Source organism: Exiguobacterium artemiae, from assembly GCF_033342815.1.
Lineage (GTDB): Bacteria > Bacillota > Bacilli > Exiguobacteriales > Exiguobacteriaceae > Exiguobacterium_A > Exiguobacterium_A artemiae_A.
Window position 1 is genome coordinate 379,644 of the sequence record NZ_JAWPEN010000001.1, and the last position, 22,475, is coordinate 402,118.

Below are 22,475 nucleotides of genomic sequence, written 5' to 3' on the forward strand. Positions count from 1 at the left end.
TTAGTGGCTCCAGTTCAAGCCGTCCAGAAATTCATGGATATCTTGGTGGAGCGTTTCTTTTTCTTTGTCGAGCGTAATGACATGACCTGAGTTCTCATACCAGATCAAATCTTTTTGTAAGGCACTGACACCGTCGTGAATGATGTTCGCTGAATCGGTGTTGATCATGTGATCATTGCGGGCCTGGATGACAAGCGTCGGTGCGTAGACATCTTCGAGTGAATCGCGTGTGTCTTTCAGCAAGGCCTGTAAATCCTTTAAGGTCGGCATCGGTTCGAACACTGCCATCTCCTGCTCGATTTCTTCCGCCGATTTTCCTTCTCGCTTTTTAAATTCTCTTGCATACTCCGTGACTCCTGCATACATGACCTCTTCACTTTTAATGTAAGCCGGCGCACACATCGGAATGACCGCTTTGACCGGACGGTGCATCGAAAGTCGAAGCGACATGACTCCGCCGAGCGACAGTCCGCAGACCGCAATCTCGTCATATCCTTTGGCTTTTAATTCTTCATAGCCGTCGAGAACATCTTGCCACCAGTCGGCTGGCCCGGTCTTCGTCAGCTCTTCGGGTGGGGCAGCGTGCCCCTTATATTGTGGTGCGAGTGAAGTATATCCGTGTTTTTGCAAGTAACGTCCGAGCATCCGAACATCGGCGCTCGATCCGGTAAAGCCGTGTAACAACAGAACAGCCCGGTTGCCGCCTTCAAAAAAGAATGGTTTCGGTAATGTGATTTTCATAAAATGATTCCCCCTCTAACTCTATACCCCAAAATGAAAATTTAGAAATCGAGAAATACGAAAAAACGACAGCGCGATCGGACGGCTGTCGTTTCAGTACTCACTTATAAAAAGCGACGAGTAACGCCAAAATAAAGAATAATGCCCCTAAGATAGACGCTACACGGTTTAGGACCGCATCCAAGCCACGGGCTTTTTGGCGACCAAATAATTGTTCTGCTCCACCTGTCAGTGCTCCGAGTCCAGCCGTACGGCCCGACATCAAGAGAACGACGATGATGAGAAGAACGGAAACGACGATGAGGCCGACAAGAGCCACGTTATGAATGATCATCGATGATCCTCCTTCAGTAATATACGCTTCTTTCATTATAGAGAAAAACAACTACGGGAACAAGGTATAGATTCATTAAGTTCATCTTACCTTCAAAAAAACACCAGCCGGCTGACAAAATCAGACGGCTGGCAGTGATGCTTATTGTTTGATGAGATCAAGTTCGACCGGAATGTTCTTGTCGACTTTCTCGCCTTTTAAGTGTTTGATTGCTGTATCGATGCCCATTTTACCGATTTCTGCCGGTTTCTGAGCAACGGTTCCTGCCATTTTACCGTCTTTGACGGCTTTGACGGCATCGTCTGTTGCGTCAAATCCGATGACTTTGACATCTTCCATGCCCGCTGCTTTCAACGCTTCAACCGCACCGAGTGCCATTTCGTCGTTGTGTGCGAAGACAGCTTTGATGTCTTTGTTATTTTGAAGAATATTTTCCATGACCGAAAGACCTTTCGCCCGGTCAAAGTTTGCTGATTGTTTCGCCACGACGTCAAGTTTACCGTCGACTGCTGCGTGGAATCCTTCGCCGCGGTCACGAGTAGCAGAAGCACCTGGAATTCCTTCAAGTTCAACGACTTTCGCTTTGTCCCCAACGAGTTCGATCATGTATTCACCGGCTTGTTTTCCACCTGCGACGTTATCCGACGCGATGTGCGCGATGACGTCACCAGCTTCTGCGTTACGGTCAACTGTGATGACCGGGATGTCAGCATCGTTTGCTGTCTGAACCGCTGCACCGACTGCTGCTGAATCTGTTGGATTGATCAGGATGAGATCGACTTTTTTCTGAATCATATCTTCGATGTCACTGGCTTGTTTCGCCGCATCATCTTGTGCATCTGCGACTTGAAGTGTTGCGCCTTGTGCTTTTGCTTCTTTTTCCGCGCCGTCTTTCAGTGAAACGAAGAACGGGTTGTTGAGTGTCGAAATTGACAGACCGATCTTAAAGTCTTTTGTTTTCTTTTCCTTTTCCGTGTCACTGCCCGGTTGTTCCGTCGAACAAGCCGCTGCGAAGACCATTAACGCCATCATGACAAGTGCGAGTAATTTTTTCATATCAATATCCTCCTTTTGGATGGTAAATCACGTAGTTTGTTTCCGGTCCGCGAGTACGGCGAACAGGATGACGAGCCCTTTGACGACAAGCTGGAAGAACGACGACACACCAAGCAGGTTAAGTCCGTTGTTCAGTGTCCCGATGATCAACGCTCCGATTAATGTTCCGACAATCCAACCGCGTCCACCGGATAAGCTCGTTCCGCCGAGCACGACGGCTGCAATGGCATCAAGCTCATACGATGTTCCGGCCGTCGGTTGCGCCGAGTTCAGACGCGACGTCAGGATGATGCCGGCGAGTGCTGCCATTAAACCAGACAGCGCGTAAATCATAATCTTCACTTTGTTGACTTGAATCCCCATCAGTTTTGCTGCTTCTTCGTTACCGCCGATGGCATAGGTGTAACGCCCAAACGTCGTTTTCTTCAGGATGAAGTAAAGGACTGCAAAGGCGATCAACATCGTCACGACCGGAACCGGGAAGATCCAGAAGTAGCCGCGTCCGAATAATTCGAACCAGCCGCCCTGGCTGAGTCCCGTGATCGGTTTCCCGTCCGTGTAGACGAGTGTCAGACCACGGAAGATTGTCATCGTCGCGAGAGTCGCGATGAATGGTGCGACTTTCCCGAGTGAGATGACCATTCCGTTTAACGCGCCCATGATCGCCCCGACAATCAAGCCGGCGAGGACCGCAAGAATCGCTGACGTTCCGTCGGTCATCAGACCGGCGACGAACGCGGATGACAAGGCAAGAATCGAGCCGACCGACAAATCAATTCCACCCGTCAGGATGACGAACGTCATTCCGAAGGCAATCAAGGCGTTGATCGAAACTTGGCGTAAGATGTTAAATAAGTTATTAAGCGTTAAAAAGTCAGGTTCCATGATCGAAACGACGAGAATGATGGCGAACAGTCCGGCGAGCGGACCCAGCTTTTGACCAATCCCGAGTCGTCTCGGTTTCTTTTCTGTCAGTTTCCCTTGCATCAATTCCATGTCATTGTCCTCCTGTCGCAAGCGTCATGATACTCTCTTGCGTTGCCTCTTCTTGATTGAGCATGCCGCTCATCTGTCCTTCGCGCATTACATACACGCGGTCACTCATGCCGAGAATTTCCGGCAGATCCGAGCTGATCATGATGATCGCGACACCCGTTGCGGCGAGTTCATTCATAATCATATAAATCTCTTTTTTCGCCCCGACGTCGACACCGCGTGTCGGTTCGTCGAGAATCAGGACATCCGGTTTCGTACCGAGCCATTTCGCAAGGACGACCTTCTGCTGGTTTCCGCCGGACAAAGATTTTGCCGGCTGGTCCATCGAGCTGTGACGGACGGATAACGACTTCAGGTACCCTTCCGCGAATTGCCGCTCCGACTGATCAGAGATGACACCGGACTTCGATAACGACCGGATTGTCGGAAGCGAGATGTTTTCCCGGAGTGAAAAGTCGAGGAATAAACCTTCGCCTTTGCGGTCCTCCGTCAAGAAACCGAGTCCCTGTTTGATCGCGTCATGCGGTGATTTGATTTTGATGGTTTTACCGTTCAAGCTGATTGTTCCGGCTTTCATCCGGTCGACCCCGAACAAGCCGCGCATGACTTCTGTCCGTCCGGCCCCCATCAATCCGGAAAAACCGACGATTTCCCCGGCCCGGACAGAGAACGAAACATCTTCGAACCGTTTTCCGGTTGCGCCGGTGACTTCGAGGACCGTCTGACCGAGCGTCACTTGCCGCTCGGGATACCGTTCCCCCATCTCACGTCCGACCATTTCACGGACGATCTGTTCAAACGAAGTATCGTCAATCCGGTGCGTCGAGACGGAGACGCCGTCCCGTAAGACCGTGATCCGGTCACACAGTTCAAAAATCTCTTCCATCCGGTGCGAGATATAAACGATTGAGACTCCCTGCTCGCGTAAGGCCGTTGCGACACTGAACAGAGCGCGGATTTCGCGTTCCGTCAAAGCGGCCGTCGGCTCATCCATGATGATAACCTTCGCGTCCGTCATCAAGGCTTTGGCGATTTCAATCATCTGCTGTTGTCCGACTGATAACGTCCGGGCGAGCTGATTGACGTCCATGAAGACGTTCAGTTCCGCCAGCTCCCGTTCAGCAAGCCGTTTCATTTCCGCCTGTTTCAGGACACCGAAGCGGGACTTCAGTTCCCGTCCGAGAAACAGATTTTCCGTGACCGTTAAATCCGGCAGAATGTTCAGCTCCTGGTGAATGAAGGCAATCCCCGCTTCTTCCGCCAGTTTCGGATTTTTGTATTGCTGTTCGACGCCGTCGACAAGAATCGTTCCTTGATCCGCTTTATGAACACCGGTCAGAATTTTCATCAAGGTCGATTTTCCGGCACCGTTTTCTCCCATCAAGGCATGAATCTCACCGGTCGCGAGGGTGAAGTCGACTCCCTTCAAGACGGGAACGGGACCAAACGCTTTTGTGATACCTGTCATCTCAATTTGCATCGTACTTCCTCCCCTTAAAAAATGACGCCGGCGTGTAAGATGACGTTCGCATACGGTGTCGCTTCACCCGTCCGGATGATGACTTTCGCCTGCTTCGTCAATTCCTTGAATGCTTCGTGCGACACATAGTCTTGCGGTACGTCGAGTTTCGTCACGGCCTCGAGTGCAACCGGATTAGCTTCTTTGATTTCTGTCGCCAGTGTCACCTGTTCGACGGCCATATCGTCGGCAACGATCCGAACGACATCGACGAACGATGGTGTTCCGAGTTCAAGTGCCAAATCAATCCGTGCTACACCGGCCGGAATCGGCAGACCGCAGTCGGCAATGACAATCGTATCGGTATGACCGAGATCAGCTAAGACTTTACTGATCTGACTGTTTAAAATACCATGTCGTTTCATGCTTCAACCTCCATCTGTTCACGTGTCGGCATCCCGCCTTGTGCGCCAAGCGCGCGGACGGACATACCGGCTGCTTTATTGGCAAAGCGAATCGCTTCCGTCAATGTTGCCCCTTCGGTCAGGCTGACCGCGAGTGCACCGTTGAACGTATCACCGGCACCTGTCGTATCGACGACGTCCGTCTTGATCGCAGGGACCGTTACGATAGCCTCGCCGTCATAAAAACGGGCGCCCCGGCTTCCTTCCGTCACGATTAATTTATTCGGGTATTGCGTTAACCAGTGTTCGAGCGGTTGCTGTTGTCCGAAAATCAATCCGCATTCATGTTCGTTTGGTGTCAAATATGTCACATCTGCGAGTAACTCGTCGTCAAGGACGATGGCTGGCGCCGGATTCAAGACGACGGGAATCCCGTGTGTCTTACCGTAACGCGCCACCTGTTTGACGGTCGCGAGCGGAATTTCGAGCTGTAACAAAATCATGTCTGCCTGACCAAGCAGGCTGTCGAGCTGACTTTCATCATAAACGACCGCTAAGTTTGCCGACTGGACGACGACAATCGAGTTGTCACCTTCTGCGAGCGTGATGTGGGCCGTTCCGGTCCGTTCATCCGCAATCGTCTGCAGATGGGTCGTCCCGACGTGCTCCGTCTCGAAGTTCTGACGAATCGCCACGCCGTTCGCATCGTCGCCGACACAGCCGACCATTTCGACGTGACCGCCGAGGCGGGCAATCGCAACTGCCTGGTTCGCCCCCTTGCCTCCCGGTACCGTATGGAAAGCAGATCCGATGACCGTTTCGCCTGCTGACGGACGACGATCGCTTTCGACGACTAAGTCCATCGAGATACTTCCGACTACACTGATTTGTTTCATAACTGTTCATCCTTCCGCTTCGTTGTTTCCCGTTCAATGACTTCGACCATCAATTCGTGATGGACGGCTGCAATCTCGTTTCCTTCAATCCGTTGAATCAACAGCTTCGCTGCCAGCTCGCCCATCTGATAAATCGGTTGGGCAATGGTCGTCAGTGGCGGCGAAATCATCTGACCGAGTTCAATTCCGTCATAGCCGATGATTTGTAATTGTTCCGGAATCGCGATTCCCCGCTCCGCTGCAACCTGGATCGTCGCCGCTGCGATGACATCGTTTGCTGCGAAAATCCCGTTGCAGTCGTAATGGTCAAATAAGTAGTTGGCCGCTCCGAGTGCTCCCTGGAAATGAAACGGCGACTCGATGCTTGCGACCAGATGTTTACCGGCGATTTCTTCAAATCCGTCACGCCGCTTGCGGATCGTCGGTAACTTCGAAGGACCGCTGATGACGACCAGTTCGGTTGCCCCGTGATCAAGTAAAAACTGGGCGGCTTTTTTTCCGCCATCATGCCCGTTTGAGGTCACTGTCGGAATCGCTCCCTGTAACACACGGTCCAGGGCGACGATCGGTACTTCAAGTTTTTCGTAGTTCGGATTGTTCGAATAGTTGGTCGTAATGATCAATCCGTCAACATGCATCGCTTCGAGCGATTGAATATATTCTTGTTCTTTCTGAAACTGTTCGTCTGTGTTACACAAAATCACCTGAAATCCGTGTTGATGTGCCATATCTTCCACAGCACGTGCCAGTTGCGGAAAAAACGGGTTTGTGATGTCAGGTACGATCAAACCAATCAATCCGGATCGTTTTTGAAACAACGACCGGGCGACCCGGTTTGGTCGGTAGTCCAGCTGCTTAATCGCTTGCAGGACGGCTGTTCTTGCTTTTTCGCTGACGTATCCTTTTTCATTCATGACACGCGATACCGTCGCGACGGATACATTGGCCACTTTCGCTACTTCCCGGATGGTCGACATGTTCGCCACCTCTTTCTTTTGATAACGCTTACAATATGTATCATATTGTGTAACCGGTTACACATCAATCCTTTTTACGAAAATATATTTTATTTTTTTCGGAGTACAACAAAAAAAGTCCGGATAAACGTTGCAGCAGAACGTTTGTCAGGACTTTTTCGAATGATTCGGATGGCGTTTCTCATAAAACCGGCGAAACAATGCTATCAGAAATGCTAGAATCGCGAGTGGCTCCAGCAAATAAATCAGTAAAAATGTAATATCAATGATGGCATCTTCCGGATTATAGCGAAGAATATAGATAGCTCCCGGTAACAAAGCAATCAGACCCGTCACTCCAAGGAGTGTACCGAGGATCATACTTTGGCGTGAGAAGCGGCTCGTGATTTGATACAGTCCGATAAAGAAGATCAGTTCTGTAAAATAGATGATGCGCAACTGAATATCGTCCATCATGGGGTCCAGACCCAAAAACAAGTAACGAAACAGCATCTCCATCCCCCCTTACCTCTTTCTGTACCCGGTTATCCGCTCCCTTAATGCCCTGATTCCAGTTTATCTGCATATCCTATCTGACTTTAGGGAATAGCTTGATAGTGACAGTACTTTTAGAAAGTTGGGGGTTCGTATGAAAGAAGATCATTCGATGAAAGTCGTCAGTTGTTTAAACGATTTTTTTCAACGGAACGAAGAACCACTACAGGTCGACTTATTACGAGGCCTTCCGCCCGTCGTATTATTATTAAAAGATGAGGCCAAACGGTCTTTTACAGCGGAAGAAAATCTTCATGACGAATTGCTCAGTGACATTAAACGATTGGTCCAGGAATGTCTGGATCCCCAGACATTACGTGAACTCGATATCGATGTCGATTTACCCGAGTTCTTCGTCACGCGTGCTCCACTCTACTCGGCACATCATTACCTCGTTACGTTTATCGAGGATTGATTTTACACATTTCATTTTACGATCACGGGATTCGACAAGACGTCGGATCTCGTTTTTTGTGTGTATTAAAAAACATTCATTCGCTCGCTTTTCTAGGGCGGAACGCGAGCCGCGGATTTCTTTCAGATCTCCGGGTCTCGCCTGTTCCTGACGGAAGCGTCGCTTCCTTTTCCCTTAGAAGTCGAGCGATGAATGTTTTTCTATGCACCTGTTATCACGAAATACGCAACAAAAAAACAGCCCTCCGCAATCGGAAGGCTGTCGACTCAAATAATATATCGATGCTTAATTTTCAAATTCAAGAATCGCTTCGATTTCTGCCTCGACTTCTTTATTGACCATCTGCGAACGTTTTTTTCTCAATTCAAGATCCATTTCCTGATCAATGAACTCGTTCGTATGCTTATCAAAGCAGCTGTAGCAGATTGGGTAAAAGTCTTTTTCTTCTGTCTTCAAAGAATTGAATTCCCACGTGTTCAGTTCCAAATAACTGACTTGGTTCTTCGTTTCTTTTCCGCATATTTCACACGTCATGTTTTTAGTGCTCCCTTCCTTATGCATCAATCTTTGCTTTTGCTTCTTGACGATCCTTAATCCGTTTCAAACGTCCGTGATATTTCATGATGTTCGCTTGTGACTGTTTCGCTTCTTCGGTCGTAGGTTGCAGGTTCTCAATATCCCAGTATTTCACGACGACATCTAATACTTGGTCAAAGTATTGGAGTGGTCCGTAATTTGTATCAATCGCAATCGTCTTCATACGCTCAGTAAAGTCCGGCATGACTGCACCCGGCATTGAGAAATTGATGATGACGTCTTCAAAGAACACGATGAAGTTCGGATCGAGTTCAAGGTGCGCTTTCACCGTATCGCGGTAGAACGCATAGTGAAGGGCTTCGTCTTTTGCTAAACGGCGAAGTAGTGTCGCCAAATCTTTGTCGTGTGCGCCGGCCACTCGCGCTACGTTGTTATAGAAAACGAGTGTCGCAAGCTCTTGCAACGACGTATACGCCATAGTCGCCAATGGATTCGTAAAGTCCGGGAACCAGCCGCTTTCAACGACGCGTCTTCTTAACTGATGCAACCGTGTCGGATTGACGTTTCGGGTCACGAGTAAATACGTTTCCAGTAAGCTCGAGTGCTGGTCTTCTTCCGCTGTCCATGTGCGGACGAAATCATTGATGACCTCCATCGAGTTTTTAAACGTATAATCCAAGTGCGATGTATACCAAGGTAAGTTGACTTCTGTCAGTAAGGCCGTTTCGACTGCAACGATGACACCTTCCGGAAGCGTAACTTGGCTCTCTTCCCAAGGAACCCGCTTAAACGACATCGCCTTGTCCCATGGAATGAATTCGTGATAACTCCAGTCAATATTGGCTGAGCGCTCCTTATGTAATCGATACAACTCTTTAATGCGTGGTTCTAAACGTATATCTAAATCTGAATTTAACATGATCATTTCTCCTTTAGATGTTTTTTGAACCTTCATTCGTTCAAATGTAGTTAAGCCTTATAATGATTGTGCTTAAACTTATTTATAACTATAACATTTTAATGACCAGGTAGTAAAAGAAAGGTCCTGTAAATTTGATTTTTTTAACGGTTAGAACGAAGTCGGCTAATTGTAATCGATCGAAACCGGCGTTTTACATTTTGGTGTGAACTCCTCTTCTATTACTGAATCCAACATCCATACAAAAAACCTCCTATTCATATGAATAGGAGGCCTCGGCTGTACAGTGAATGTACAACACACTTTAAATCATCAACCCGAAATTACTTCTTGAGGTTGTAGAATGATTTGATTCCGTCGTAGACAGCAACGTCTGAAAGCATGTCTTCGATGCGGAGAAGTTGGTTGTATTTCGCGATACGGTCTGTACGTGAAAGTGAACCCGTTTTGATTTGACCAGCGTTTGTCGCAACAGCGATGTCAGCGATTGTTGAATCTTCTGTTTCACCAGAACGGTGAGAAACGACTGCTGTGTAACCAGCTTTTTTCGCCATTTCGATTGCGTCGAATGTTTCAGTCAACGTACCGATTTGGTTAACTTTGATGAGGATCGAGTTCGCGATGCCTTTTTCGATACCTTCAGCAAGCTTCTCTGTGTTTGTTACGAATAAGTCATCACCAACGAGTTGGACTTTGTGTCCGATACGATCTGTGAGAAGTTTGTGGCCATCCCAGTCGTTTTCGTCACAGCCATCTTCGATTGAGATGATTGGGTATTTGTCGACGAGTTGTGCGTAGAACTCAACAAGCTCTTCTGTTGAAAGGACTTTGCCTTCGCCAGCGAGGTTGTATTTTCCAGCTGCTTTGTCGTAGAACTCAGAAGAAGCGACGTCCATCGCGAGGTAAACATCTTCACCTGCTTTGTAGCCAGCTTTTTCGATTGCTTCAAGGATAACTGTGATTGCTTCTTCATTTGATTTCAAGTTTGGAGCGAATCCACCCTCGTCACCAACTGCTGTGTTAAGACCCATTCCGCTAAGAACTGATTTCAACGCGTGGAAGATTTCAGCACCCATACGAAGAGCTTCTTTGAATGTTGGAGCTCCAACAGGCATGATCATGAACTCTTGGAAGTCAACGTTGTTGTCAGCGTGTGATCCACCGTTGATGATGTTCATCATTGGAGTTGGCAATGTTTTCGCGTTGAATCCACCAAGGTACGTGTAAAGTGGAAGACCAAGCTCATCTGCAGCAGCACGTGCAGCAGCCATAGAAACACCAAGGATTGCGTTAGCGCCGAAGTTACCTTTGTTTTTCGTACCGTCGAGGTCGATCATTTTTTTGTCGATTCCTGCTTGGTCGAAGACATCGTAACCGATGATTTCAGGTGCGATTTTTTCGTTGACGTTATCAACTGCTTTTAAGACACCTTTACCGAGGTAACGTGATTTGTCGCCGTCACGAAGTTCAACTGCTTCGTGCTCACCAGTAGATGCGCCTGATGGGACGAGTGCGCGACCGAAGCCGCCGTCTTCTGTATAAACTTCTACTTCTACCGTTGGGTTACCGCGTGAGTCGAGAATCTCGCGTGCATAAATCTCTGTAATCATTGACATTTAAATTCGCTCCTTTTTGTTTGAGAAAGATTAGTTTGTGTTGTGACAGAAACCGGTTCATCGATTGACGGGATTATTTCTTTAATACAATCGATTTCCCAGTCATTTCTGCCGGTTGATCTGCTCCGAGTAAATCGAGAACAGTTGGTGCCAAGTCAGCCAGTGCGCCAGTCAATGGTTTAAGGAGTTCAACGTCCTCAACCGTGACGATACATGGAACAGGCTCCGTTGTGTGCGCCGTCATCTTGCTGCCGTCCGGATTGAGGACTTTGTCCGCATTTCCGTGGTCAGCTGTGATGATGGCTGCACCGCCTTTGCTAAGAATCAAGTCAACGACTTCTCCTAAGCATTTATCCACCGCTTCGATTGCCTTCTTCGTCGGCTCAAGCATACCTGAGTGACCGACCATGTCAGGGTTTGCGAAGTTGAGGATGATCGCGTCATGTTTGTCCGAGTTGATTGCGTCAACGAGTGCTTCTGTGACTTCATAGACACTCATTTCCGGTTTCAAGTCGTATGTCGCGACTTTTGGAGACGGGATCAAGATACGATCTTCGCCTTCGTACGGTTCTTCACGTTGACCGTTAAAGAAGAACGTGACGTGCGGGTACTTCTCAGTTTCCGCAATCCGCAATTGTTTAAGGCCTTGTTTCGATAACGTTTCACCGAGTGTGTTTTTGATGTCTTCCGGTGGGAAGACGATGTCCGTATCAATTGCATCCGAGTACTTCGTCATCGAGACGAGCAGCAGGTTCTTCGGTGCATTGTCCGGCAATTCAAAACCGGTAAAGCCGGCTTTTTCTTTATACGTCTTGGCGAGCTGAATCGCACGGTCCGGACGGTAGTTGAAGAACATGATTGCATCGTTATCGTGGATCGGTGCTACTGGAGTACCGTCTTCCTGCACGACTACGGTTGGTTCAATGAACTCATCTGTTACGTCTGTTTTGTACGAAGCTTCGACCATCGCGATTGGGTCTTTTGTTGTCGGACCGTCTGCGAACGTAATGACGTCATAGACTTTCTTGACGCGTTCCCAGCGGTTGTCGCGGTCCATCGCATAATAACGACCGGAGACACTTGCGAATTGACCGACGTTTAGTTCATCCATCTTCGCTTGTACATCACGAAGGAAACCGGCACCTGATTGCGGATCGCAATCGCGGCCATCCGTGAAGGCATGAAGATAAACTTTTTCAATTTCGTGAAGTTTTGCGAATTCAAGCACGGCATACAAATGGTTGATGTGACTGTGGATTCCACCGTCAGAAACCAAACCGAAGATATGAAGGGCTGAACCGTATTTCTTCACGTGACCTGCCGCATCGTTCATCGCTTGACGCGAGAAGAACGAGCGATCCTTAATGGCATTGTTGATTCGGGATAGCGATTGATAGACGACGCGACCTGCTCCGATGTTCAAATGACCCACTTCTGAGTTCCCCATTTGACCTTCAGGCAAACCGACGTATTCTCCTTTCGCATTCAACAACGTATGCGGGTACTGTTCCCAGTACCGGTCGAAGTTCGGTTTGTTTGCTGCCGTGACAGCATTTCCGAACTCCTCGTCACGCATACCGAAACCATCAAGGATGATCAGTGCGACTGGACGTTTTTTCATTTAAATCGCCTCCAACAGTTTGAGGAACGATCCTGTCTCAAGACTTGCGCCACCAACTAAAGCACCGTCGATGTCAGGCTGAGCCATATATTCTTTGATGTTGTCCGGTTTGACACTGCCGCCGTACTGGATACGGACTGCTTCTGCAGCTTCCGTACCGAATTCAGCTGCGATGACATCGCGAACGAATTTACAAGAATCTTGCGCGTCTTGCTCTGTTGCTGATTTTCCTGTTCCGATTGCCCAGACAGGCTCATACGCAACAACAAGGTTTTTGACTTGATCGACTGTCAAACCTTTAAGGCTGTTCGTTGTTTGTTCACGGATCACTGATTCGAATTTTCCGCCTTCGCGTTCTTCGAGTGTTTCACCGACACAAACGATTGGCACGAGACCATGCTCGAATGCTTTTTTCGTTTTGCTGTTGATGAACGCATCTGTTTCTCCGAAGTACTCACGACGTTCTGAGTGACCGAGGACGACGTATGTTACGCCAAGTTCTTTGAGCATCACTGGGCTGATTTCACCTGTGAATGCGCCGCTCTCTTGGTCGTACATGTTTTGAGCGCCGATTTTCAGGTCCGTTCCAGCTGTCGCTTCTGTCAAGTGTGCAAGGAATACAGACGGTGCACAGACAGCCGCGTCGACTTTCGAAGAAGCGGGTACAGTTCCTTTGACTTCCTCAGCGAATGCCACAGCATCCTTGAGGGTAAGATTCATTTTCCAGTTACCTGCGATAATTGGTTTACGCATTGAAAACACTCCCTTGTGAACTTTAGATTACTTGTCGTTAAGCGCTTCGACACCTGGAAGAGCTTTTCCTTCCATGAACTCGAGGCTTGCGCCGCCACCAGTTGAAATGTGACTCATTTTATCTGCAAGACCAAACTTCTCAGCCGCTGCAGCAGAATCTCCACCACCGATGATCGAGTATGCATCGCTGTCCGCTAACGCTTGAGCGACACCTTTTGTTCCGTTTGCATATTTATCAAGTTCGAACACACCCATTGGTCCATTCCAGACAACGAGTTTCGAGTTCTTGATTGCTTCTGCATACAGTTCAACTGTTTTTGGACCGATATCGAGTGACATGTGATCCGCTGGGATCTCTGTGATGTCACGTGGTCCAACATATGTTTCTTCTCCGAATTCCTTCGTGATGACACAGTCGACCGGCATCAAGAGTTTCACGCCTTTGTCTTCTGCTTTCTTCATGAATTCCTTCGCTTGGTCGATTTTGTCGACTTCGAGAAGTGAAGTACCGACTTCGATACCACGAGCTTTGAGGAACGTATAAGATAATCCTCCACCGATGATCAACGTATCGACGATATCAAGCAGGTGATCGATGACGCCGATTTTGTCAGCGACTTTCGAACCGCCGATGATCGCTGTAAACGGACGATCCGGGTTTGAGAGGGCTTTACCGAGAACTTGAAGTTCTTTTTCAATCAACAAACCGGCAACAGCTGTATCGACGTGATGTGCGATACCTTCTGTTGACGCGTGTGCACGGTGGGCTGCACCGAATGCATCGTTGACGAAGATGTCTGCAAGTTTCGCAAATCCTTCTGCAAGTTCAGGATCGTTTTTCGTTTCGCCTGGGTAGAAACGAACGTTTTCAAGAACGATGACGTCTCCTTCTTCAAGCTTGCTGACCGCTTCTTCAGCGACCGGGCCGTATGCTTCTTCAACGAGCTTGATGTCTTTACCAAGCAGTTCGCTGAGGCGTGCTACGACTGGTGCAAGTGAGAACTCAGGGTTCTTCTCGCCTTTTGGACGTCCCATGTGGCTCGCGAGGATGACTTTTGCTCCGCCTTCAACCAAGTGTTTGATTGTTGGAAGGGCTGCACGGATCCGTGTGTCATCTGTGATTTTGCCGTCTTCAAGCGGTACGTTGAAGTCCACACGTGTAAACACGCGTTTTCCTTTTACATCGATATCGCGAATTGATTTCTTATTCATACATTCGTCCTCCGTCTCTTACGTATAGTGAGGGGCTGAAACGCCCCTCCAGACTTTTTTTCCGCAATAAGAGCGGAGACTGTATCGTTTCCGCTCTTATTCAATTGCTATTTAATTGCTCGAATTACTTAGCGATTTGTGCGAAGTGTTTGAGTGTACGAACGAGTTGGCTAGTGTAAGACATTTCGTTGTCATACCAAGCAACTGTTTTAACGAGTTGTTTGTCGCCGACTGTAACGACTTTCGTTTGTGTTGCATCGAAGAGTGATCCGTAAGAGATACCAACGATATCAGAAGAAACGATTTCGTCTTCAGTGTAACCGTAAGATTCGTTAGCAGCTGCTTTCATTGCTGCGTTAACTTCTTCAACTGTTACTTTCTTCTCGAGAACTGTTGTGAGCTCAGTGAGTGAACCTGTAGCGACTGGTACACGTTGTGCTGCACCGTCAAGTTTACCTTGAAGTTCTGGAAGAACAAGACCGATTGCTTTAGCAGCACCAGTTGAGTTAGGAACGATGTTAGCTGCCGCTGCACGTGCACGACGGAAGTCACCTTTAGGGTGTGGAGCGTCGAGTGTGTTTTGGTCGCCAGTGTAAGCGTGAATTGTTGTCATGAGACCTTGAACGATTCCGTACTGATCTTGAAGAACTTTAGCCATAGGCGCGAGACAGTTTGTAGTACATGAAGCACCAGAGATAACTGTTTCAGTTCCGTCAAGGATTTCGTGGTTCGTGTTGAAGACAACTGTTTTCATGTCGCCAGTAGCAGGTGCTGAGATAACGACTTTTTTAGCGCCGGCTTTTAAGTGAAGCTCAGCTTTTTCTTTGTCTGTGAAGAAACCAGTACATTCGAGAACGATGTCAACACCAAGCTCGCCCCATGGGAGTTCTTCTGGGTTGCGGTTAGCAAGTGTTTTGATTTCTTTACCGTTAACGAGGAAGTAACCGTCATGAACTTCAACTTCTCCGTCGAAACGACCTTGAGTCGTATCATATTTCAAGAGGTGTGCAAGCATTTTAGTGTCTGTAAGGTCATTGATTGCGACTACTTCGATTCCGTCAAACTGAAGAATTTGACGAAGTGCCAAACGTCCGATACGTCCAAATCCATTAATACCAACTTTTACTGCCATGATAATTTTCCTCCTTTTAATGTAAAGCGAGTTATCTATTATTCAAAAGGGGGCTACCCTTTCAAAATCGTTGTTGCTGCCCCTTCATCCGTAATCAGGATGATATCCGGGGACTGTTTGACATACGCGTTGATTGCTTCCGCTTTGGAATGTCCGCCGGCGACGACGATGACGTGTTCGACTTTTTTTAAGTCGTCGAGCTGAAGACCAACCGTCTTCACCCGGTGCACAATCTTTCCGTCCCGATCGAAGTAATAACCAAATGCTTCCGCTACCGCATGTTCCTGTTCAAGCTGTTCCAGTAATTCGGTCGAAGCGCGACGGCGTTTTGCCATCGTTTTTGCCTCACCAATTCCATGTACCACGATTGAGGCATCTTTAATCATTTGTAACACATTTTTAATGCTTGGCTCTTCCACCATTTTCACAAACGTTTCCTTGCTGACCATGTCTGGAATGTGCAGTAAGTGATAATCACTTTGTGCACGGGATGCCATCCGTGAGCAGACCGTATTCGCTTGTAATTCAAGGGTTTCACCTAAGCCGCCACGTGCCGGGACGAATGTCATCGGACGGTTTTCCTTATCGGGCGACATCATCGCCGCGACGGAAGCCATCGTCGTACCTCCTGTGACTGCAATCGTGTTGTGTACAGATGAAGAAAGTTCTCGTTTCAAACGTGCGACCGTCGCACGTCCCATATCGCGTTGCACCCAGAAGGTTTGATCCGAATCTCCCGGTACGATGACGACATCCCGGACACCCAGTTTTTCCTTTAAGGCTTTCGCCATATCGGAAATCCCGGCCAGTTCTGCCATCACACTGTGCATACTTCGTAAGACGATCCGCCCTTCATCCGTCAAAGACATTCCCTGTGTCGCCACTTCGAGCAACCCTTGCTCTTTCAGGAAGTCTACTTCCCGGCGTAACACCCGTTCCGTCAAGCCAAGGCTTGTCGCCAGGGTCCGCCGGCCGATCGGCTGCATGAGCCGGACATAATGAAGGATGTCGTAACGTGTCTGCATTTCTTCGATCAGATCAGGCACGATTCGCTTTTGGATCTGTACTAACTGCCGAATCATGTATTCCCGCTCCTCTCAAATTGCTGGACACTTTACGTCCCGCGTGTCATATCTTGTCCCACTTGGTACATCCTCATCATAACAGCCCTCGTACAAGGATTCAAGCCTCGCCCTTTAAGTTTTTTCAAGTAAGCGGTTTCTTATCGCCTCTGTCTCAAATTTGCCATAACTCCAAATTTCAGACTGATGCATGACGACAGGAATTTCATATAAAAATCGGAGACTGAGCGCCGCATCTTCTTCAATGTTCACTTCTTCGAATGTCCAATCGGGAAATTCATCGAGCACGAAATCAAGTAAGAAGGCGGCTTCCTCACATAGCGTACATCCGGGACGTGAATACAGTGTTAAGGTCGTGTGTTCTTTTGATGGCATCATTCATTCGCCTCTCGTCGTTTCGTCATGTCAGACCGGGTCAGGTTCAGACCTGCCCGGTACTTTGCGACGGTCCGCCGGGCGACTTGGATGCCTTCCCGTTCGAGACGGTCGGCAATCTGCTGATCGGACAGCGGTCCGGTTGCTTCCCGGATCAGTTGCGCCATTCGGGCCTTGATTAAAAAGCTCGATGTGCCGCTTTGCGTCTTCGAGACGAAAAAATTTTCAAGTTCGAGCGTTCCATGGATCGTCCGAATTGTTTTGTGGACGATTGCCCGACCAACCGTCGACGGATGGTATCCCGTTTGTTCGGCTACCTCTTTTTTCGTCAACGGTTCCAAATGCAGCTCTCCTTTGAACCAACGTATTTGCCGCTCCACGATGACATCGAGGATTGCATGCAACGTGTTACGCCGTCGTTCATAAGCGCTGAGAAACGGTTTTGCTTCCGCAAGATCCGTCCAGGACGTATCGATTGGTAAGGAAGACCACTGGATTTGCACCTGACCGTCCAGGCAAATGATATCGGCCTCCGGTATCGTCATGGTCGTCGATACCGGTAAGACCGGTGTCTTCGGCAACCGTTCCATTTGTTGCTTCATCTGTCGCCGCTCTGTTTCGTCATCCAGTACGGCTTTTAACGGCTGTCCGTCCGACAGTGCAGTAAGCAAATCAATCAAACGGTTATCCTCGAGCTCGATGGCATGCAACAAGCGACACTCTGCTTCCGAGCGTGCCGCAATTCCCGTTGGTTCACATTGCTGGAGCAGTTGCCGTGCCTGTTTGATGATCGTCTCCTCACTGTCGAGCAAGGTCGCCAGTCGTGCGTCTGTCGTTCTGAGTAATCCATCCGCGTCTAAGTACATGATGAGTTGTTCCGCCATATATCTTATTTCCTGTCTGACCGATTCTAAACGTATTTGCTGAAGAAGTTCCGCTTCAAACGAATCAATCCGGTCTGCAACCTGCTCTAAATCCGGCGGAATCATTTTTCTTCCATTATGTTCGTTTCGTCCGGCACGACGGATGATCCGGTACAGCCGCTCCTCGAGTTCCGCCTGCGTTTCTTCCAAAACCGTCAATTGATACAACTGGGCTGCCGACATCACAAGACGTTGCGCTTGTTCCTGCCTTTGTTCCATCTGCTCACCTCCCGTTTCCTCGTTTAATTTGATTCCACTTTCATTATATAGGAAGGATACCGCTTCAATCGTCTCTTACGTTTTGACAAAAAATCGATAAACTCACAAATCTGGTATTGCTTTTCTGAAAAAATGTCGGTATACTATTAATTGTTCAGTACAAACATGCACCCGTAGCTCAGGGGATAGAGCACTGGTTTCCGGTACCAGGTGTCGGGAGTTCAAATCTCTCCGGGTGTACCATACTTGAATCTTCAGGCAATGCCGTTTACGGTATTGCCTTTTTTCTATATTGATATGTTTAACAGGAACTGTTTCAGGAAAAATACATAAAACCTACAGCGTATCTTTTGACCAATATTGACCAAAGGATTATGATAAGGACAAGTCGAATATGTGCTACATACCAACCATAAGGAGGCAAAGACTATGTTAATTCCAACAGTCATCGAACAAACCAACCGCGGGGAACGTGCTTACGATATCTATTCACGTTTGCTCAAAGACCGAATCATCCTTCTCGGGAGCGCGATTGACGACAACGTCGCCAACTCAGTCGTTGCCCAGTTACTTTTCCTAGCAGCAGAAGATCCAGATAAAGAAATCTCACTTTACATCAACAGCCCGGGTGGCTCAATCACAGCAGGTATGGCGATTTACGATACAATGAACTTCATCAAACCACAAGTTTCAACGATTTGTATCGGAATGGCTGCTTCAATGGGTGCATTCTTGCTTCAAGCCGGCGCTAAAGGAAAACGTTTCGCTCTTCCTAACGCTGAAATCATGATTCACCAACCACTCGGTGGTACACAAGGTCAAGCATCGGATATCAAAATCCATGCGGAACGTATCATCAAAATGCGTGAGCACCTCAACAAAATTATGGCTGAAAACACAGGACAGCCACTTGAAGTCATCGAGCGTGATACAGAGCGCGATAACTTCATGTCGGCTCAAGCAGCAGCTGACTACGGTTTAATCGACCGCGTCATGGAACGTGCGTAATCTTCACCTGACCGTCTTCGCAATTTGCGAGGACGGTTTTTTTGTGCACAAAAAAAGACCTCCGTCCGTTGCCCACTCCTCTCGGAACAGACACAGAACAGAGATCCCTGTTGTTTAGTCGATCAAATCTGTGATATCAGACACGATATCATGGTTTTCGCGAATCAATGTGTAGATTCCGTTCGCATGTGGTGAAAGTTCTTCTTCCGCCTGCAATTGCTTCAGGAACAACGATGTCGCAAATGCGACGAGCGTACTTTTTGGCACACCGATCGTTTTCGCTTTTTTCGTAAGCACTTCATCAAACTTCGCATCAACTGTCAGCGAAATACGTTTTTTCTCATTAGCCATTTCAAAAACTCCTTAATTCGAACATTTAGTTGCATCGACTATATATTATAGTAGACTATGGTTCATCTCGCAAGTTACTCCCTAAAGAGCACCGGTCATCGATTCCCCGTTTCGGATTTTATCCGCGATTTGATCAATCTTGCGCAATCGATGATTGATCCCGGATTTCGAGATGGAACCGCTCTCGACCATCTCACCGAGCTCCTGTAACGTCACGTCCTGATGTGTGACCCGCAAGATGGCGATTTCTTTTAATTTATCCGGCAAAACGTCGAGTCCGACCGTCCGTTCCAGAAACTTGATGTTCTCGACCTGGCGCAGTGCCGCCCCGACCGTTTTGTTGAGGTTTGCCGTCTCACAGTTGACGAGTCGGTTGACCGAATTCCGCATGTCTTTTAAAATCCGGACATCTTCAAACCGTAACATCGAATACGTCGCTCCGACGAGTTTGAGAAAATCAGAAATCTTCTCACTTTCCTTGATGTAGAGAATATGTCCTTTTTTCCGTTCGATCGCTTTTGCATTCAAATCAAACTGATTCGTCAGGCTGCGCAAGGCGGCATTATGTTCTTCGTACAGACTGAAGATTTCCAGATGGTACGAAGACGTCGCCGGATTGTTTAACGATCCGCCGGCCAAAAAGGCGCCGCGTAAGTACGCCCGGGCACGCCGTTCGTCCTTGAGGATTGAATCGCTGATTGAACGGATCATCGTAAACCCTTCCCCTAAAATCCCGAGGTCCTGTAAAATCTTATCCGCCTGTTGTTTAACACGGACGATGTAGACATTATTTTTCTTCAAACGCATTTTTTTCCGGACCAGTAAATCCAGATGGACAGCATACGCCCGTTTGAGCAAGGAATAAATACGGCGGGCAATCGATGCGTTTTCCGTCGAGATATCCAGTGTCAGTCCACGTCCGAGTCCGAATGAGATCGCTCCGTTCATCCGTGCCAAGGCGGCAAGTTCCGCCTTCATTTCATGATCGGTGATGGCGATTTGTGTTAATTCTTTTTTGACTTCTGATGCAAAACTCACGTCAATTCCTCCTTCCCTTCGAACTGACGCACACGTCGGATGGATAGAACTTTCCGCATGACCAGGCTTGCAACGGCATCTGAGTCATGACGGATGAAGTGGTGGTTATAGTCCACGATATCGTCCGCGAGTACTTCAATTCCAGCTTCTTCAAAACTCGATTCATCATAGGTCACGATGTCAGCATGATCTTTTTGGTACTTCCGCAGGTAACTGACATCAATCGATTCGTTGTTGACGATAATCGTATCGATGACCCCTTTGCCGAGGAACTTCTCCAGGACATTCAGGTGATCGTTTGCCGTAAAGGCTGTCGTCTCACCCGGCTGCGTCATGACGTTACAAATATAGACGACCGGTGCGAGTGCCTGCTTGATCGCGTCCCGGATTTCTTCAATCAGAACGTTCGGAATGACACTTGTGTAGAGACTGCCAGGACCAAGGACGATGACGTCGGCATCGAGAATCGCCTGAATCGCTTCCGGAACCGGACGGACATTCTCTTCTTCAAGGAAAATCCGTTCGATGACTTTACCGACTTTCGGAATCAAGGACTCCCCTTTGACGATCGTTCCGTCCTCAAACTCGGCACATAACGTAATCGTCCGCTCAGTTGCCGGATAGACTTTTCCTTCAGCATTCAACAACTGTCCCATGACACCGATCGCTTCGACGAATGATCCGTTACAGAGTTGCGTCGCTGCCGTCAGCATTAAATTCCCGAGCGAATGTCCGTGCAGACCTTCCCCCGTCTCAAAGCGGTACTGCATGATCCGGTCCATCAACGTCTCCGATTTCGAGAGCGAGACGATGACGTTTCGGATGTCGCCCGGCGGTAACATATTAAACTCCGTCCGTAGACGGCCCGAGCTTCCGCCGTCATCCGCGACGGTGACGATGGCCGTGATATCAAGCGGGTAATGTTTTAATCCGCGCAAAAGAGTCGATAGGCCCGTTCCCCCGCCGACAGCGACGACTTTTCGTTCCCATTTCATTACTTCTCCTCCTTCGCGTGCACGTAATCCCGATGATTCGTCACGATATGGTATTGATTCTTGAACTCTTTGCTGATTGCTTCGGCAAACGTGATCGACCGGTGTTTGCCGCCGGTACAACCGAGTGCCACGACAAGCTGTGATTTTCCTTCCCGTTCGTACTGGGGAATCAGGAATTCGAGCATATCGACGAGCTTTTTATAAAACAGCTTCGCTTCGGGCCACTGCATGACGTACGACGAGACTTCGAGATCAAGTCCCGTTTTCGGACGGAGTTCCGGAATATAAAACGGGTTCGGCAGGAAACGTAAATCGAAGACGAGATCAGCGTCGAGCGGCAGACCGTGCTTAAATCCGAACGACATGACATTGACGGTGAACGGAATCCGTTCCCCTTCCGTAAACTCTTTTAAGATCCGTTCCTTTAAGGCAAGCGGTTTGATGTCACTCGTATCCATCAGCAACTGGGCTTTATCGCGGAATCCTTCGAGCAACGTCCGTTCCCGCTCGATACCGATTAACGGAGACGCGGTCGGTGCGAGCGGATGCGACCGGCGGGATTCTTTGTACCGGCGGACGAGTACGTCATTACGGGCATCGAGATACAGCATCCGGATTTGCAGATTCGTTTTCTTCAAATCTTCATAGACGACAAAGAAGCTGTCAATGAAATCACGAGCCCGTGTATCGATGGCGACGGCGATTTTCGGACGCACCTGCCCAATGACTTCGATCAATTGCGGCAGTAACGTCGGCGGTAAATTGTCGACACAAAAATAGCCCAAGTCTTCAAAGCTATTCATTGCGACCGTTTTGCCGGCGCCGCTCATTCCTGTAATGATGACCAGTTGCGGTTGATTCTGTTCCATCTCTTCGCCCTCC

General features: G+C 48.4%; 25 protein-coding genes and 1 tRNA gene. 3 read left to right on the forward strand and 23 right to left on the reverse strand.

Going from position 1 to position 22,475, the window contains the following annotated elements; all coding sequences use genetic code 11:
* From R7V76_RS01895 to R7V76_RS01935, 9 genes are all read right to left on the reverse strand, one after another.
* Window positions 1-741: an alpha/beta hydrolase gene (locus R7V76_RS01895; RefSeq protein ID WP_214766212.1), complete on the reverse strand. Its 741-nt coding sequence runs from the start codon at window positions 739-741 to the stop codon at window positions 1-3.
* A 100-nt stretch (window positions 742-841) separates the two neighbouring features.
* A complete protein-coding gene (gene secG / locus R7V76_RS01900) occupies window positions 842-1,075 on the reverse strand; it encodes a preprotein translocase subunit SecG (RefSeq protein WP_012371248.1) in 234 nt (77 codons plus the stop codon).
* A gap of 141 nt (window positions 1,076-1,216) precedes the next feature.
* Window positions 1,217-2,131: a ribose ABC transporter substrate-binding protein RbsB gene (gene rbsB, locus R7V76_RS01905; protein WP_214766214.1), complete on the reverse strand. Its 915-nt coding sequence runs from the start codon at window positions 2,129-2,131 to the stop codon at window positions 1,217-1,219.
* 27 nt (window positions 2,132-2,158) lie between these two features.
* Window positions 2,159-3,127, reverse strand: a complete 969-nt coding sequence (rbsC, locus tag R7V76_RS01910; RefSeq protein ID WP_012371250.1) for a ribose ABC transporter permease — start codon at window positions 3,125-3,127, stop codon at window positions 2,159-2,161.
* A 1-nt stretch (window position 3,128) separates the two neighbouring features.
* Complete coding sequence (locus tag R7V76_RS01915) at window positions 3,129-4,607, reverse strand: sugar ABC transporter ATP-binding protein (RefSeq protein WP_318091069.1); 1,479 nt, start codon at window positions 4,605-4,607, stop codon at window positions 3,129-3,131.
* A 14-nt stretch (window positions 4,608-4,621) separates the two neighbouring features.
* Window positions 4,622-5,011 (reverse strand): D-ribose pyranase, encoded by a 390-nt coding sequence (gene rbsD, locus R7V76_RS01920; RefSeq protein WP_318091070.1) that lies wholly within the window; start codon window positions 5,009-5,011, stop codon window positions 4,622-4,624.
* A complete protein-coding gene (gene rbsK, locus R7V76_RS01925; RefSeq protein ID WP_318091071.1) occupies window positions 5,008-5,886 on the reverse strand; it encodes a ribokinase in 879 nt (292 codons plus the stop codon). The genes rbsD and rbsK overlap by 4 nt, the downstream gene beginning before the upstream one ends.
* Entirely contained in the window at window positions 5,883-6,863 is a 981-nt protein-coding gene (locus R7V76_RS01930; protein WP_188004657.1) for a LacI family DNA-binding transcriptional regulator, read from the reverse strand. Before R7V76_RS01930 ends, rbsK begins: the two co-directional genes overlap by 4 nt.
* A 147-nt stretch (window positions 6,864-7,010) precedes the next feature.
* Window positions 7,011-7,355 carry a hypothetical protein gene (locus R7V76_RS01935; protein ID WP_318091072.1) on the reverse strand — a complete coding sequence of 115 codons (345 nt, stop codon included), beginning with the start codon at window positions 7,353-7,355 and terminating at the stop codon, window positions 7,011-7,013.
* 136 nt (window positions 7,356-7,491) lie between these two features.
* Between R7V76_RS01935 and R7V76_RS01940 the strand changes: the two genes are divergently transcribed.
* Window positions 7,492-7,812, forward strand: coding sequence for a hypothetical protein (locus R7V76_RS01940; RefSeq protein ID WP_290827566.1), 321 nt, complete (start codon window positions 7,492-7,494; stop codon window positions 7,810-7,812).
* A gap of 285 nt (window positions 7,813-8,097) precedes the next feature.
* Here the strand turns inward: R7V76_RS01940 and R7V76_RS01945 are convergent, their stop codons facing one another.
* The 10 genes from R7V76_RS01945 to R7V76_RS01990 all read right to left on the reverse strand — a co-directional run bounded on the left by R7V76_RS01945 (window position 8,098) and on the right by R7V76_RS01990 (window position 18,201).
* Window positions 8,098-8,346: a hypothetical protein gene (locus tag R7V76_RS01945; protein ID WP_318091073.1), complete on the reverse strand. Its 249-nt coding sequence runs from the start codon at window positions 8,344-8,346 to the stop codon at window positions 8,098-8,100.
* A gap of 19 nt (window positions 8,347-8,365) precedes the next feature.
* A complete protein-coding gene (locus tag R7V76_RS01950) occupies window positions 8,366-9,268 on the reverse strand; it encodes an acyl-ACP desaturase (protein WP_318091074.1) in 903 nt (300 codons plus the stop codon).
* Window positions 9,269-9,591: 323 nt separating this feature from the next.
* Window positions 9,592-10,884, reverse strand: coding sequence for a phosphopyruvate hydratase (gene eno, locus R7V76_RS01955; protein WP_290827571.1), 1,293 nt, complete (start codon window positions 10,882-10,884; stop codon window positions 9,592-9,594).
* Between the two features lie 73 nt (window positions 10,885-10,957).
* Entirely contained in the window at window positions 10,958-12,505 is a 1,548-nt protein-coding gene (gene gpmI, locus R7V76_RS01960; protein ID WP_318091075.1) for a 2,3-bisphosphoglycerate-independent phosphoglycerate mutase, read from the reverse strand.
* Entirely contained in the window at window positions 12,506-13,258 is a 753-nt protein-coding gene (tpiA, locus tag R7V76_RS01965) for a triose-phosphate isomerase (RefSeq protein WP_012371261.1), read from the reverse strand. It abuts the gene before it with no gap.
* A gap of 27 nt (window positions 13,259-13,285) precedes the next feature.
* A complete protein-coding gene (locus R7V76_RS01970; protein ID WP_318091079.1) occupies window positions 13,286-14,470 on the reverse strand; it encodes a phosphoglycerate kinase in 1,185 nt (394 codons plus the stop codon).
* Window positions 14,471-14,594: 124 nt separating this feature from the next.
* Window positions 14,595-15,602 (reverse strand): type I glyceraldehyde-3-phosphate dehydrogenase, encoded by a 1,008-nt coding sequence (gene gap, locus R7V76_RS01975; RefSeq protein WP_114595122.1) that lies wholly within the window; start codon window positions 15,600-15,602, stop codon window positions 14,595-14,597.
* 53 nt (window positions 15,603-15,655) lie between these two features.
* Entirely contained in the window at window positions 15,656-16,684 is a 1,029-nt protein-coding gene (locus R7V76_RS01980; protein ID WP_318091080.1) for a sugar-binding transcriptional regulator, read from the reverse strand.
* A gap of 114 nt (window positions 16,685-16,798) precedes the next feature.
* The gene (locus tag R7V76_RS01985) at window positions 16,799-17,062 is read right to left on the reverse strand and encodes a glutaredoxin family protein (protein WP_290827582.1); all 264 of its coding nucleotides are present in this window, start codon (window positions 17,060-17,062) and stop codon (window positions 16,799-16,801) included.
* On the reverse strand, window positions 17,059-18,201 hold the full coding sequence (locus R7V76_RS01990) for an RNA polymerase factor sigma-54 (protein WP_318091081.1): 1,143 nt from the start codon (window positions 18,199-18,201) through the stop codon (window positions 17,059-17,061). Before R7V76_RS01990 ends, R7V76_RS01985 begins: the two co-directional genes overlap by 4 nt.
* A 167-nt stretch (window positions 18,202-18,368) precedes the next feature.
* Here R7V76_RS01990 and R7V76_RS01995 point away from each other — a divergent pair.
* Together R7V76_RS01995 and clpP are read left to right on the forward strand one after the other, a co-directional pair.
* A tRNA-Arg gene (locus R7V76_RS01995) sits at window positions 18,369-18,444 on the forward strand.
* 153 nt (window positions 18,445-18,597) lie between these two features.
* Complete coding sequence (clpP, locus tag R7V76_RS02000; RefSeq protein ID WP_255412930.1) at window positions 18,598-19,209, forward strand: ATP-dependent Clp endopeptidase proteolytic subunit ClpP; 612 nt, start codon at window positions 18,598-18,600, stop codon at window positions 19,207-19,209.
* A 114-nt stretch (window positions 19,210-19,323) separates the two neighbouring features.
* Here clpP and R7V76_RS02005 read toward each other — a convergent pair whose 3' ends face one another.
* The 4 genes from R7V76_RS02005 to rapZ all read right to left on the reverse strand — a co-directional run bounded on the left by R7V76_RS02005 (window position 19,324) and on the right by rapZ (window position 22,462).
* Entirely contained in the window at window positions 19,324-19,560 is a 237-nt protein-coding gene (locus tag R7V76_RS02005; protein WP_012371268.1) for a hypothetical protein, read from the reverse strand.
* Between the two features lie 81 nt (window positions 19,561-19,641).
* Window positions 19,642-20,598, reverse strand: coding sequence for a DNA-binding protein WhiA (whiA, locus tag R7V76_RS02010; RefSeq protein WP_012371269.1), 957 nt, complete (start codon window positions 20,596-20,598; stop codon window positions 19,642-19,644).
* Window positions 20,595-21,593, reverse strand: coding sequence for a gluconeogenesis factor YvcK family protein (locus R7V76_RS02015; protein ID WP_318091083.1), 999 nt, complete (start codon window positions 21,591-21,593; stop codon window positions 20,595-20,597). The genes whiA and R7V76_RS02015 overlap by 4 nt, the downstream gene beginning before the upstream one ends.
* Entirely contained in the window at window positions 21,593-22,462 is an 870-nt protein-coding gene (gene rapZ / locus R7V76_RS02020) for an RNase adapter RapZ (RefSeq protein WP_012371271.1), read from the reverse strand. Before rapZ ends, R7V76_RS02015 begins: the two co-directional genes overlap by 1 nt.
* Window positions 22,463-22,475 lie beyond the last annotated feature (13 nt).